10 protein-coding genes are annotated in these 14,890 nt (G+C 36.4%); 9 read left to right on the top strand and 1 reads right to left on the bottom strand.

Going from position 1 to position 14,890, the window contains the following annotated elements; genetic code table 11:
• Positions 1-399 precede the first annotated feature (399 nt).
• The 6 genes from ACMZ42_RS08810 to ACMZ42_RS08835 all read left to right on the top strand — a co-directional run bounded on the left by ACMZ42_RS08810 (position 400) and on the right by ACMZ42_RS08835 (position 8,977).
• Positions 400-2,295, top strand: coding sequence for an acyltransferase family protein (locus ACMZ42_RS08810; protein WP_415731194.1), 1,896 nt, complete (start codon positions 400-402; stop codon positions 2,293-2,295).
• A gap of 637 nt (positions 2,296-2,932) precedes the next feature.
• Positions 2,933-4,111 (top strand): formamidase, encoded by a 1,179-nt coding sequence (fmdA, locus tag ACMZ42_RS08815; protein WP_402870363.1) that lies wholly within the window; start codon positions 2,933-2,935, stop codon positions 4,109-4,111.
• 20 nt (positions 4,112-4,131) lie between these two features.
• Positions 4,132-4,401: an FmdB family zinc ribbon protein gene (locus ACMZ42_RS08820; RefSeq protein WP_415731195.1), complete on the top strand. Its 270-nt coding sequence runs from the start codon at positions 4,132-4,134 to the stop codon at positions 4,399-4,401.
• A 643-nt stretch (positions 4,402-5,044) separates the two neighbouring features.
• On the top strand, positions 5,045-5,383 hold the full coding sequence (locus tag ACMZ42_RS08825; RefSeq protein ID WP_415731196.1) for a hypothetical protein: 339 nt from the start codon (positions 5,045-5,047) through the stop codon (positions 5,381-5,383).
• A gap of 330 nt (positions 5,384-5,713) precedes the next feature.
• Positions 5,714-7,540: a translation elongation factor 4 gene (lepA, locus tag ACMZ42_RS08830; RefSeq protein WP_370079501.1), complete on the top strand. Its 1,827-nt coding sequence runs from the start codon at positions 5,714-5,716 to the stop codon at positions 7,538-7,540.
• A gap of 660 nt (positions 7,541-8,200) precedes the next feature.
• Positions 8,201-8,977 carry a CsxC family protein gene (locus tag ACMZ42_RS08835; RefSeq protein WP_370079500.1) on the top strand — a complete coding sequence of 259 codons (777 nt, stop codon included), beginning with the start codon at positions 8,201-8,203 and terminating at the stop codon, positions 8,975-8,977.
• A gap of 859 nt (positions 8,978-9,836) precedes the next feature.
• On the opposite strand, the gene ACMZ42_RS08840 is transcribed toward ACMZ42_RS08835, so the two are convergent.
• Complete coding sequence (locus tag ACMZ42_RS08840) at positions 9,837-10,742, bottom strand: LysR family transcriptional regulator (protein WP_415731197.1); 906 nt, start codon at positions 10,740-10,742, stop codon at positions 9,837-9,839.
• A gap of 131 nt (positions 10,743-10,873) precedes the next feature.
• On the opposite strand from ACMZ42_RS08840, the gene hpaI reads away from it, so the two are divergent.
• The 3 genes from hpaI to hpaB all read left to right on the top strand — a co-directional run bounded on the left by hpaI (position 10,874) and on the right by hpaB (position 14,888).
• The gene (gene hpaI, locus ACMZ42_RS08845) at positions 10,874-11,800 is read left to right on the top strand and encodes a 2,4-dihydroxyhept-2-ene-1,7-dioic acid aldolase (protein ID WP_370079497.1); all 927 of its coding nucleotides are present in this window, start codon (positions 10,874-10,876) and stop codon (positions 11,798-11,800) included.
• 70 nt (positions 11,801-11,870) lie between these two features.
• The gene (gene hpaE, locus ACMZ42_RS08850) at positions 11,871-13,388 is read left to right on the top strand and encodes a 5-carboxymethyl-2-hydroxymuconate semialdehyde dehydrogenase (protein WP_370079496.1); all 1,518 of its coding nucleotides are present in this window, start codon (positions 11,871-11,873) and stop codon (positions 13,386-13,388) included.
• A 27-nt stretch (positions 13,389-13,415) separates the two neighbouring features.
• On the top strand, positions 13,416-14,888 hold the full coding sequence (gene hpaB, locus ACMZ42_RS08855; protein WP_415731198.1) for a 4-hydroxyphenylacetate 3-monooxygenase, oxygenase component: 1,473 nt from the start codon (positions 13,416-13,418) through the stop codon (positions 14,886-14,888).
• Positions 14,889-14,890 lie beyond the last annotated feature (2 nt).

The raw sequence follows: 14,890 nt of genomic DNA on the forward strand, positions 1-14,890 counted from the left end.
TAGGCGAAAACGCTAAGCATCTACCATTTTGGAGATGCTTTTTTGATGGATAAAATATGAATAAGATTAACCTTTATTTAAAAGGATGAAGGAAAACATACATATGAGAAGTTATTTCCGAGTTATTTATGTTCAAAAAGAATATTAAACTTCTATCAGCAAATGTTTTCTGCGCGAAAGCAAAGCGACAGCGGCAAATGTTTTCTGCGCGAAAGCGGTAATTATGCTGAGGGATAATTGATAAATATCATTAGATGTAAACTTTTATTTATACTCATCCGTCATTTATATAAGTGAATGCACTGAATCATTAGTTAAAAGGGGACGATATTGACTTAATACTAAAATTTACACTATAAAAAAGGTTTGTAGATTATTGGAAGAAGAGGAAGGAATATTATGTCAGGCAAGACAGTCAATCATCGTTATATCCCTGGATTAGATGGGATTCGAGCTTTAGCAGTACTAGCTGTGATAGCTTATCATTTTAACTTTAAATGGGCCAGTGGAGGGTTCCTAGGAGTTGATATCTTTTTTGTTTTATCGGGTTACTTAATAACCTCTACTATTTTACCTTTACAAGGAAATCAATTAAAAGTAGGGCTAGGAGAATTTTGGATTGGACGATTTCGACGCCTACTACCTGCTGCGTACGTAATGATTATTACTTCATTCGCTTGGGCTACCTTATTTCATAAGGAACTTCTTCATACATTGCGCGGAGATGCAATATCTTCTATTTTTTATTCAAGTAATTGGTGGTTCATTTTCCATAAGCTCTCTTATTTCGACAGTTTTGGATCCCCTTCACCTATAAAAAATTTATGGTCTTTAGCAATTGAGGAACAATTTTATCTTATTTGGCCAATTCTGTTAATGCTAGGGCTTTATCTTGTTAAAGAACAGAGTAAATTAGCCATTTTTATCTTTATCGGTGCATTATGTTCAGCTGTGTTAATGGGCTTACTGTATGAGCCAGGAGCTGATCCTAGTCGTATATATTACGGGACAGATACACGTTCCTTTGAATTACTTATAGGCTGCTGGCTTGCTCTCGTTTGGCCGATGAAAAGACTATCTTCTCAAAAACTAACTACTGACCATGTTAATAAACTAAATGCTATAAGTTTGCTTGCTTTTAGTATTTTCATATTAAGTATTATTTTTGTAAATGAATATCAAACTTTCTTATATAGAGGAGGCATGTTCCTATTTTGTTTGAATGCAGCTATATTAATAGCGTGTGTTTGTCATCCAATTAGCATTTTAGGAAAATTACTTTCTTTGAAACCTCTACGTTGGATTGGTTCAAGATCATATGGAATTTATCTATGGCATTATCCAATCATGGTGTTGGGTACTCCAGTCCACGAAATAGGTAATCCTACGTACTGGCGAGTTGCTATACAGCTAGTTCTTATTTTGATTATTGCAGAATTATCGTATCGTTTTATTGAAATGCCAATAAGGAAAGAAGGTTTCCGCTCCTATTATCGACAATATCTTGTAGTTAATAAAGATAAATGGGGCAGCATTTCGTTTACTAGAAAAATTTCTACTGTGCTTGTTCCACTATTCCTTCTAGTATTTTTTACTGGAATGACAGGCGTTATAGGAAAAGAACAAACGGAATCAAAAGAGTCTAAGCCAACAGAAATTAAAATAAATGGTGGAGAACAACCTTCTAAGCACAATGATACCGTAGCGGAAAAAGAAACAACGGAAAGCGATTCATCGATTGTTAAGAATGAAAAAACTGAAACTAACCATCAACCGGACAAAGAAGAACCTAAGCAAGGAAAGAATGATGCAACTACTAATCCTAATGAATCCTATAATGGTATATTAGCTATTGGAGATTCTTTAATGATAGATATTGCTACAAGCTTACATAATGTCTATCCTAACATTACAATTGATGCAAAAATTGGTCGCCAAGTTTCACAAGCTGTCCAACTGGCACCAAATTATGCTAGTTTTAATGAGCCAAATAAAGCGGTTATTATTCAACTTGGCACAAATGGTTACTTTACGGATGATCAGATCGATGCACTACTTAAAGCATTCTCCAATGCCGATATTTATTTAGTGAATACTCGAGTACCGCGCTCATGGGAAAGTAATGTAAACTCTTCATTACAACAAAAAGCTCAAGAGCATGATAATATTACATTGATTGATTGGCATTCGGTTGCAATTAATCATCCAGAGTTTTTTGCTCCGGATGGTGTCCATTTAGTACAAAAAGGTGTTAATACGTTAACAAGCCTTATTCAACAAACAATAAATATATAATTTAGTAATAAAATATCCAGAGTGCACGTAAGTGTAGCTGGATATTTTTTGTAGGAAAATCTTAAGCACTCTTTATCATTTTTTTATTGATTGCAGAGGAAATGGCACGCTATTTAGAATAACCATTGATTTAACAGCATTTATGCCGTTCTAATGTTATGTTACAGACTGCTCCTCTAATTCCTTCAATACATGGCCGTAAATCTTATAGACACAGCCTACAGTCCAGATACGAGATTTTCATTCTACATTGGCGTTCCAATGTTAATACTGTACGTTATTGTCGGTACATATTTGCATAAAAAAGGAAAGATTAATAATCCTAGTTACAACCATTTTTAGATGCACAATAAATGACAAAGAAATTAAATAATCCAACTATATATAAATAGTTGTTTGCATCCATTTTTCTAGTGAATAATCAGAATATTTCAGGAATTACAATGAGTTAAAGGAGATACTGAATGTGTGAGGTTTTTAAATAAGAAATAATCCATTTGACTGCCCTCAATTCATTCTAGTTTTTGGTTGCTTAACCGGAAGATAGAATTTTCGAAATAATTTGACATTATTTTTTATCCTTGATAATATGAAATCGCATACATCACTTACATAGAAACTAGGGGGAGTATATCAAATGGTGAAAACTCTGTACAAACTAGATTTAAGCAAATCAATGGAAGAACAGGCGCATCCTGGTCACAATCGATGGCACCCAGACATACCAGCAGCATTTTCAGTAGATCCAGGCACTTCTTTTAGAATGGAATGTAAAGACTGGACAGATGGACAAATTAAAAATGATGATAGTCCAAATGATATTCGAGATGTGAATCTTGCACGTGTTCATGTGTTGAGTGGACCGGTCTATGTGAACGGCGTTGAACCTGGAGATTTATTAGTCGTAGATATTTTAGATATTGGTACTTTTCAAGATTCGGCGTGGGGGTTTAACGGCATTTTCGCAAGAGAGAATGGGGGAAGTTTCTTAGTTGACGAATTTCCAGAAGCAGCTAAATCAATCTGGGATTTTGAAGGCATTTATACGACTTCGAGACATATACCTGGTGTGAAGTTTGCTGGGATTATCCATCCTGGCTTAATAGGCGTTGCTCCCTCTATGGAACTTTTGCAAAAATGGAATGCACGAGAAAAAGAACTCATCATGACCAACCCGGACCGGGTTCCGACGTTGGCCAATGCACCGACTCCGGAGAGGGCAGTGGTCGGCACATTAAAAGGGGCTGAGTTTGATCGAGTAGCTAAGGAAGGAGCTCGAACAGTACCACCAAGGGAAAATGGCGGGAACTGTGATATTAAAAATCTATCTAAAGGATCGAAAATCTTCTTCCCAGTATTTGTGGAGGGAGCGAAGTTATCGGTAGGCGATCTTCATTTTTCACAAGGGGATGGAGAAATCACATTTTGTGGTGGTATCGAGATGGCAGGATGGATTGATCTAAAGGTGGATGTCATTAAAGGTGGCATGGAAACCTATAAAATTTACGAAAATCCTGTATTCCAACCGGGCCCAGTAGATCCAAACTATAATGATTTCCTCGTTTTCCAAGGGATTTCAGTAGATAATAAGGATGGGAAACAACATTATTTAGATGCTAATCTTGCGTTTCGTCGGGCATGCTTGAATGCCATTGAGTATTTAAAAACGCTTGGTTATACAGGTGAACAAGCTTATATGCTGCTGAGTACAGCACCAGTTGAAAGTAGAATCAATGGCATAGTCGATGTTCCAAATGCTTGTTGTACCATTGCAATCCCTACAAAAATATTCGATAAAAATATTATGCCAAAATGATAGGATAAGGAGGTTTATTCTTGCCTAGTTACACATTTCGTTGCAATGATTGTGGAGAGTTTACGTTATTTTTTAAATCAATGGCAGGGAATAAAGAAAAATCAACTTGCCCTATTTGCCAATTAGAGTCAAATCGGGTCTATTTTGCACCGAATGTGTATTCACTTTCGAGAGCACTTAGTTCGCAAATCGAAAAGGGAATGGAACCGCAAATTATGAGTCGAGAACAATTAGGGACCAATAAGCCAAGGAAAAAGGCGGGCGCAAATCGTCCGTGGCAATTCGGGTAAGCACCTGTTGCTTTACTAAATATATTGGCTAAAGATGCTATTCTATCATTCAGCGAAGGCGCCTACTGTGGTAGGCGAAAATAATAAGACTGACAGTAGTTTTCTGTCTAGTTTATTGCGGGTGGTATCCCTAAGCGCCGAGCGTTGTCGGTAGGATTTTTGATCAGATCCCGACAAAAGACTCCCACTTCAAGCGTTAGCTAAGTGGCGAGTAGTTCAATGAATCATCTCTAAACGACAAAAAAGCTGATTGCCCGTTGTAAAATGGCCAATCAGCTTTTTGTGAGTCTTGAAGTGCATTATCAAAGCGCCAAGCGGTTTAACAGCTGGCCTGGACATAACTTAGACACCGCGAATATCTTTATCAATCATCAGTGTATGGATTTCTAACTAATTCCAACAAATTTCTCCTAATATGCCGTCGTGGATTTGATCATTTTCACCTGTGAGGCGGTAACTAAAAGTCTAATAATAGTCGTCTTTTCGCTATGCTTCTTAAAAATGAGAAATCGTGAAATTTGAGGAGTGTTTACAAAGTACTTCCTTCGACACTTAAGTATAATCCTGCATTATTTATTGTCTAATTCAGAAGGAAATCATCCCCTTTTGTCGAATTAAAGTAGTTGGAAAAAGGAGAGGTTTTATGCAAGGAGAACAGCTTAAACAAAGAATATTAAGAGAACCATCTAAATTTATTTCATATTTGAAAGAACTAATAAGCGAGAATAGATTTGACGATGGTGAAGCGTTAGAAATATCATTGCTCCTCATAAAAAATGGATCTGAAAGTTTATCGGATAAACAATGGCATGTCTTTTTAGAGAATGGTATTTTACGTGATAAATATGTAGATAAATGTGAAAGATGTTCTGAACATATTCCTTGGACAAATATGTACAGTGCTATATTTATCAATAAAGATTACCTTTGTTCTAACTGTAGTTATTTAGAAAATAAAGTTACCTTCCACAATTATCTGTGAAGGGTTATCGAATGAACCTAGAAATGCACTGTACCAAGCAGTGCAATTTTTTATGTAAGTGAGCTATTCTTATAATTTACCAACAAAAAAAGACCGAAGCAACTAGCCTCAATTTTTCTTACTCACGCATTCCTGTACACACGCTCGCCATATTTTTATTAGCCCCATTTAGCCCCAAATCCATGCATTTATATGCCTTATCTTGCAAAATCTAAAAACCGTGAAAACACTTATAAGTATTGATGTAATAGGCTTTTGAGTCTAGTTGTTGTTGTACTTTGCATATCTTTCATAGTATAATTCATTATAGTTTAATTAGGAGTGGAAAAGATGAACCGAGAAGCACGTTTAAAAAGACAAGAGAATATACGAAATTTCTCTATTATTGCACATATTGACCACGGGAAATCAACGCTTGCTGACCGTATTTTAGAGCAAACGAAATCTTTAACATCTCGTGAAATGAAGGCACAGCTCCTGGACTCAATGGATTTAGAGCGTGAGCGAGGCATTACGATTAAATTAAATGCAGTCCAATTAAAGTATGAAGCGAAAGATGGTGAAGTGTATACATTCCATTTAATCGACACACCGGGACACGTCGATTTCACATACGAAGTATCACGTAGTTTAGCCGCTTGTGAGGGTGCAATTTTAGTTGTCGATGCAGCACAAGGTATTGAAGCACAAACACTAGCAAATGTATACTTAGCGCTTGATAACGACCTAGAAATTTTACCTGTTATCAATAAAATTGATTTACCAGCAGCGGATCCGGAACGTGTACGTCAAGAAGTTGAAGACGTAATTGGGTTAGATGCTTCTGAAGCGGTTTTAGCTTCTGCTAAAGCCGGTATCGGGATTGAAGATATTTTAGAACAAATTGTAGAGAAAGTGCCTGCACCAACTGGTGACCCGGATGCACCATTACAAGCCCTTATTTTTGACTCTGTTTACGATGCTTACAAAGGTGTTATTATTTCCATTCGAATCATGAATGGTACAGTAAAACCTGGCGATAAAATTCGTATGATGGCTACTGGAGCAGAATTTGAAGTTATCGAAGTTGGTATACACACACCGAAAGTTGTAGCACAAGATGAATTAACAGTCGGTGACGTAGGTTATTTAACAGCGTCTATTAAAAATGTAGGTGATACTCGTGTGGGGGATACAGTTACATTTGCGAATCGCCCAGCAGATGGGCCATTAGCAGGTTATCGTCGTTTAAATCCAATGGTATACTGCGGATTATATCCAATCGATACTGCGAAATATAATGACTTACGTGAAGCGTTAGAAAAGTTAGAACTTAATGACTCTGCACTTCAATATGAGCCAGAGACATCACAAGCACTAGGATTTGGTTTCCGTTGTGGCTTCTTGGGGCTTTTACACATGGAAATCATTCAAGAGCGTATTGAGCGTGAGTTTAACATTGATCTAATCACAACAGCGCCTTCTGTAATTTACAATGTTCAAATGACGGATGGATCTATAGTAAAGGTTGACAACCCTTCATTTATGCCGGATCCTCAAAAGATTGATCGAGTGGAAGAACCATATGTAAAAGCTACAATTATGGTACCAAACGATTATGTAGGAGCTGTTATGGAACTTTGTCAATTAAAGCGCGGTAATTTTATGACAATGGATTATATTGATACGACACGCGTCAGCATTGTTTATGAAATGCCGTTATCAGAAATCGTTTATGATTTCTTTGATTATTTAAAGTCGAATACGAAGGGCTATGCTTCATTTGACTATGAACTCATTGGTTATCAGACTTCAAAACTAGTGAAGATGGATATCTTATTAAATGGTGAGCAAGTCGATGCACTAAGCTTTATCGTACACCGTGACTTTGCATACGAGCGTGGCAAAGTGATCGTTGAAAAATTGAAAGAATTAATTCCACGTCAACAATTTGAAGTGCCAATTCAAGCAGCTGTTGGCCAAAAAATTGTGGCACGTTCAACAATTAAAGCTATGCGTAAAAACGTATTAGCGAAATGTTACGGTGGGGATATTTCTCGTAAACGAAAACTTCTTGATAAACAAAAAGAAGGTAAAAAACGTATGAAACAAGTAGGTTCAGTCGAAGTACCACAAGAAGCATTCATGGCTGTTCTGAAGATGGATGATTCGAAGTAATGTTGATATAACAACGTTTATAAGGATTTTAATTGTGTGTTTTTATATTAGTATGGTGGAGGTTGCCACCGATTTGCCACCGCATTAAAATTGTGCCAGCAATTTATAAATCTTTTGCGATGGAATTAAAAATATCGACAGCATCTCTTGCCATCTTTTGAGTTAAATGGACATAGCGGTCTTCAGTAGTTGCTGACCTGCTATGTCCCAATCTTTTTTATACAGTTTTAACAGATGTACCATTCTCTATTAATGTCGTTGTATGTGTGTGACGCAATGAGTGATAGTTAAAACTAATATTTAATTTTTCTAGTATTATATTTGATGACACTTGGCGTACAATGTTCTCCATTTTCTTTTTTTAGGTCAACATATTCCTCCAGCCATAAAATTTTCATACACTAAAATCTTTCTTCGTAATATTGCTTCTACTTTTGACTATTATTTTCTTGAAATTCTCCAGTTGAAATAGGTAACTAAACAATTAAAACTAGGTGCTAAAAATGGTGAGTATCTAGCATTTTAATATTCATCCTAAAAATCCCTTTTTAAAAATCAGAAAAAACTAGTATACACGTCTATACATAGAATTAATCGCTACATATTCTAGCAATATAGAGAGCGCTCTCTAATACTAAAAAAATGAAAAGAGGGAATTTTTTGAGTGATCAATTAGATATTCAAGTTAATCAAGTCGAACCTTGTCCAGTAACATCAACAGAACAGATACCATTAACTACTGCTACTACTCCAGTAGTCGCTACACCGTTAGTGACTCCAACTATTAAAGTTCCAGTTGTACTTGCAGAACCAACACTTCAAATTGCTGTGGAGTCTGATATTACGCTTAGTCCTGCAGCAACAGAAATCAAAAGAGTGAAAAAAAATGTATTCCTAAATCAAGTGAAACTAGTACCGGTTGCTTTTGCGCGTATTGCTGGCACTGACTTTTTTGCGGTAACAAGAGCTAAATTATTTGTAGCTGGAAATATTCGCAAAAATATAGAATATGCTTCAGCAGCATGTAACGGGGCACTCCAAGATAGAATTGCCGATGTTCCGTTTTCAGGTTTTACAGACCTTACTTTCCCACAAACACTTGGAGGCCCTACTCCGATTTTAGGAATTTCCGAGTTTGCGGAAGCGAACTTCCTTAATGAAACTACGCAAATGGATGCTCGATTGGATAAAGCATTCTTCCAAAATCTAGTTAAATACAATGAACAACCATTTGGCGAGTTAGTAGCTGCAAACTTCTTTGAACTTGACTTTTCACCGGTTATGGCAGCACCAGAAGGCACTTTCGACACATTACGTGAAAAAATCGTGTTAGAGCTTACTGTAAAAGTACTGCAAGTTCAACAAATTCGCCTTGGAGCTGGAACTAGTGTTATAACTCCTGTTCTTACAGGGCTTACTCCTCCAGTTAGTCCTTGATAATCTCTAGTTTTTAGAGGAGCAGAACAAAAAAAACGCAGTTCGCTGCAACAAAATTTAATCGAAAAAACAACCTTGTAATCAAATATTTGAGTTGGCAGTTGAAAGTGCGGCAGAATCTGATTTTCAACTGCCTTTTTGCATTTAATAACCAAAATGTATTTGACGGTGTGTTATTAGGGGAAGGCTAGAGGGTTGTAAACGGGCATTTATCAACAGTTCCCGAAAAATATTTTGTACAAATTAAATCTACAGAACGCACAATAAAGATTTATTCATCAATTCTTAGAACAATCGATTTAAAAGCCTTACATAGATGTTAATAAGACTGTTTACATTGATAGAGATATTATAAAGACCACTCCAGTGTGTGACGGATGGTCTTATTTTTGCACATCATATCACCACCATATGTAGAAAATAAAGCGATAAAAGCATGAATAAAATTAAATAAAAAATAACCGAAAAATCCTTATGTAGTAAAGGATTGTCGGTTAAATAGAAATATAAAAAGATAAACTTGACTATACATTTCCGTAGTTTAAAATATTCTTTTTCTTTTCATCTGTAAATTTTTATTTGTTATTTATTAGTTGCTGTTCAATTTCTAATACCATTTCATCAAAATTTATATGTTTCCATTCAAGCCCGCATAATTCTCCGACCCGAACACCACAATGAAGACCAATATAAAAAGATAAATAAAATGGATGATCTTCATTTATTCTCTCATTCTTAGACATGAATTTTCTTTCGATGAATTTTTTAATCATCCCTCGTAGTTTTGCAATCTTTATCTTTTAATAACTCGAAATAATGCATTGGATTACAACACATATGATTTATAGAATCATTTGAGTCATTCTACTTGTGAAATATTTAAATTGTATTCCCTCTTAAAAGTTTCGATAAATTTAATAGCACTTTTTGAAAGGTAACGGTCCTTCAACCAGATAACGGCGGAATCTGATTGGATACTAAGTTCTTCGAGCTCCAATATTTTCAGGCCATTCATAGAAAATGAACTTAAGACAGATCTTGGAAGCAAGGAAGCACCGACACCTTCTCTAACTAGGGACATAATCATATCAGCGTCTGAACATTGACAGACAATATTTGGTTCATAGTGATATTTTCTACAAGCTTCTATAACCAGTTCGTATTGACCAACACCCTTAAAACGTTGTAGCAACATTAGTGGCATACTTGAAAGTTCATCTAGTTTTAATGTATTTTCATAATTCCACGTCTCGGGGATAACGGCTACAAAATGGTCCGGAGGTAATGGCAGTGAGGATAAGTCATCTGATTCTGATTCTAAAGGTAACCTGACTATAGCAACCTCAATATGCCTATTTCTTAAATCTTGTAATAATCGATAGGTATCCCCTTCGTATAAACGAAATGTAACGTTTGAATACTTTTCTCGGAAAAAACGAATGCGTTCAGGTAAGTGAGAAAAGCATGTTTTTACAGATCCAATTGATAAGGTACCCTTAAGTCCTTCTCCTACTTCTTTCACTTCCATAATTGTTTCATCAATCTGACTTAACAGATTGGTAGCTCTCTTATACAAAACTTTTCCTGCTGCTGTTAGTTCTATATTCTTTCCATTGCGTACTACCAAAAGAGTACTAAGTTCTTCCTCCAGCGCTTTTAGCTGTTGACTAAGAGGGGGTTGGGCCATATGCAATTTTTTTGCTGCTCGAGTGATTTGGCCTTCTTCAACAATAGTGGCAAAGTATCGCAATTGTCTTATATCCATGAAATTCCTCCTTAGAAGTATATTTATTTTGTATGCATCACGAATATTTTAAATATTTTAAATATTTTATACTTAATGATACATTAATCTTGTAAACGATTCCATAAAAAGGTATAGAGGGAGAAGATAAAATGTCTAGAATTCGAAAAGCTAAAGAAAGTTTAAAAGGTTCGATTGCACCAGTTATTACACCATTCAAAGAAGATGAAAGCTTAGATTTACAGACATTTAAAAGTTTAATTAACTGGCAAATAGAAAGTGGGAGCCATGGTATTTCGGTAACCGGTACTTCTGGGGAACCTAGTTCTCTAACGATCGAAGAGAGAGAGCTTGTGATGGAAACAGCAATTAAAACGATTAACGGACGAGTTCCATTTGTTCCAGCAACGGGATCAGTTAATCATAATGAAGCGCTTCGGCTAACAAAGGCTGCTCAAGAAATGGGAGCAGATGCTGCGATGGTCATTGTTCCATACTATAACAAGCCTTCCCAGCAAGCATTATATAAACACTATAAAACTATTGCCGATGCCGTGGATATTCCAATTATTATATATAACATTCCTGGAAGAACAGGGGTAAATATGGAAGTAACAACAATGGCTCGACTTGTTGAAGATTGCCCGAACATTATTGGTGCCAAAGAGTCAAATAAAGATTTTGAACATGTCAATCGGGTGCTATTAAATTGTGGGAGAGATTTTAGTCTATTCTCGGGAATTGAACTTCTTTGCTACCCAATGTTAACAATCGGTGGAAAGGGTTCTATTAGCGCCACAGCAAACGTTGCACCAGCAAAAGTAGCAGAAATGCACAATGCTTGGGAGGAAGGCGACGCTGAAAAAGCTTTAAATCTTCATTATGAATTGATGACATTAAATGATGTGTTATTCAAAGAAACTAACCCTGGACCAGTAAAAGCAGCTCTGGGCATGATGGGTAAAATTACGCCAGTTTTACGCAAGCCAATGGATTTACCATCTGAGGCACTTCAAAATGAAATTCGTGAAGTTTTAAATCAATACGGCATTTTATCAAATGAGATTGTAACTAAATAATAATTCAAAATCTAAAAAATTCTCTTACTCCTCGTTACAGGAGTAAGAGAAGAGTGAGGAGTGTAATAACATGCAAGTTCAAGTAACTGAGACTCAAAAAAATCACGAACACAAGCAAGTAGAAAATGTAAAACTCTATATTAATGGACAGTTTGTCGACAGTGAATCAAGTGCTACTTTTGAAAATAAAAATCCATTTACCAATGAAATAAACAACTATATCGCTGAGGGACGTGAAGCGGATATAAATCAAGCTGTTCTTTCAGCAAAAGAAGCGTTCGAGAATGGTCCGTGGGGCAAGATGAAATTGAAAGAAAGAATGAAATATATTAATAGAATTGCAGATATCATCGATGAGGAGATTGAAGAAATTGCTTTCTTAGAATCATTAGATACAGGTCTGCCAATTAGCCAAACAAGAAATCAAACCGCACGTGCTGCAGAAAATTTCCGTTTCTACGCACGAATGGTTGAGACAAAATTGCATGGTGAATCTTACCCAATGGATGATGAATTCATTAATTATACAGTTTATAAACCATTAGGAGTTATAGGATTAATTACTCCGTGGAATGCCCCATTCATGTTAGAGACTTGGAAAGTAGCGCCTGCATTAGCAACTGGAAATACTGTTGTGCTAAAACCAGCTGAACTTTCACCATTAACTGCAAATAAATTAGCTGAAATTATTCATAAAGCTCAAGTTCCGGATGGAGTCTTTAATGTCGTTCATGGTTTTGGAGAAACTGCAGGGGCTGCTCTTGTTGCTCACCCAAATGTGAAAGCGATTTCATTTACAGGTGAAACGACTACAGGTTCCACTATTATTAAAAACTCTGCAGATACTTTAAAGAAAACATCGATGGAGCTTGGTGGGAAATCACCTTTAATTGTATTTGATGACGCAGATCTTGAACGAGCTCTAGATGCAGCAATATGGGGGATTTTCTCTTTTAATGGGGAACGTTGCACATCCAATTCTCGAGTATTCTTGCATAAAAATATTAAAGATCAATTTGTTGAAAAATTAAAAGCACGTGTCGCTAACATTAAAATCGGTGACCCAATGGATTCATCAACACAGCTTGGTCCGCTAATTGAAAAAGATCACTACAACAAAGTAAAAAAATATATAGAAATCGCTAAACAAGAAGGTTGTGAAGTAATTCAGGGAGTGGTTCCGGAGAAGGTAAAGGCAGGTAATTTTGTACCACCGACACTTTTATTAAATGCAAGAAATGACATGAGAGTATGTCAGGAAGAAATCTTTGGTCCCGTTATGGCCGTAATCGAATTTGAAACAGATGAAGAAGTACTTCATATGGCAAATGACGTATCTTACGGACTAGCTGGTTTTGTATGGACAAAAGATTTAAAACGAGCACATCGTATGGCGGATGCTATTGAAGCAGGTATGCTTTGGATTAACGCTCAAAACGTACGAGATCTTCGAATTCCATTTGGCGGTACGAAAGATAGTGGAATTGGAAGAGAGGGTGGTCATTACGCAATTTTTGAATTCTATACAGAACCAAAGGTAATCCATGTTGCTATAGGTGATCATCATATTCCGCAATTTGGGAAGTAAAAACTATTTTTTGAGGGGGAAACAATAATGCCAGCAAAAACAGGGAAGCAATATATTGAAAGAGTTGATAATGCACAGGCAAATATATGGATTGATGGCAAACGAGTAGAAGGGAAGATTTCTGAACATCCAGCTTTTAAAGGAGTTATGAAAACTCAGGCAGAACTTTACGATTTGCAACATGATCCAGACAAAAAGGATTACATGACATATGTATCTCCAACAACTGGTGAACGGGTAGGTACATCTTTTATTCAGCCAAAAACAAAAGAAGATTTGGTAACACGTCGCAAAATGATGCAAGAATGGGCGAAATATAATGGTGGCATGATGGGACGTTCCCCTGATTACATTAATGTCGGGATGATGGCGTATGGTTCAGCTTCAGAAATGTTTGGAAAACAGGACTCCATCTATGCCGAAAACATGACCAACTACTACGAGTATTGTCGTGAAAATGATTTATCTTTAACACATACGTTGATTCAGCCTCAAGTCAACAGGGGAGTAAATTCAGCACAGCTTCCAGATCCGTTTATTGCAGCACGGATTAAAGAGAAAACATCTGAAGGGGTCGTTATTAAAGGGGCAAGATTACTTGCTACTCAAGGTGGTATTACCGATGAAATCATGGTATTCCCATCTACTTTATTAAAACAATCAGCTGAAGAAAATCCATATGCATTTGCATTTTCTATTCCTAATAACACACCGGGCTTAAAATTTATTTGTCGAGAATCTTTTGATTATGGTAAGTCTCATTTCGACCATCCGCTAGGATCTCGCTTTGAAGAAATGGATACCATTGTTGTGTTTGATGATGTTGTCGTTCCGTGGAATCGAGTCTTTGCCCTTGGTGATGTTAATGTGTGCAACCAGGCCTACAATGAAAGTAATGCAGTTGTTCATATGACACATCAAGTTGTATCAAAAAATATCGCGAAAACAGAGTTTGTACTTGGTATTCTTCAATTAATGGCAGAGACAATTAATATTGGCCAATACCAACATATACAGGAGAAAATCTCTGAGGTAATTATTGCACTTGAAACGATGAAAGCATATGTCGTTGCTGCCGAAGCAAATGCAAAAGTAGATAGATGGGGGATTATGACACCAGAATTCGCACCGTTAAATGTAGCACGTCATTACTTCCCAAAAATTTACCCTCGCTTTACAGAAATTATGCAATTAATGGGTGCAAGTGGCTTAATGGCAATTCCATCAGAATCAGACTTCAATTCTGATATTCGTCCGGATCTTGATAAGTATTTACAATCAGCCACTGGGGATGCTTATAATCGTGTGAAACTTTATCGTTTGGCATGGGATGTATGTATAAGTTCATTCGGTTCTCGACAAACACTTTATGAGCGCTTCTTCTTTGGTGATCCAATTAGAATGGCAAGTACGCTTTATAACGGATATGACAAACAGGAATATGTTGATCGTGTAAAAGAATTTTTGGATCGATCAGAAGAGTTTGCTAAAAATAGCTAATT

The organism is Lysinibacillus sp. NPDC056185, from assembly GCF_047737915.1.
Classification (GTDB): Bacteria; Bacillota; Bacilli; order Bacillales_A; family Planococcaceae; genus Lysinibacillus.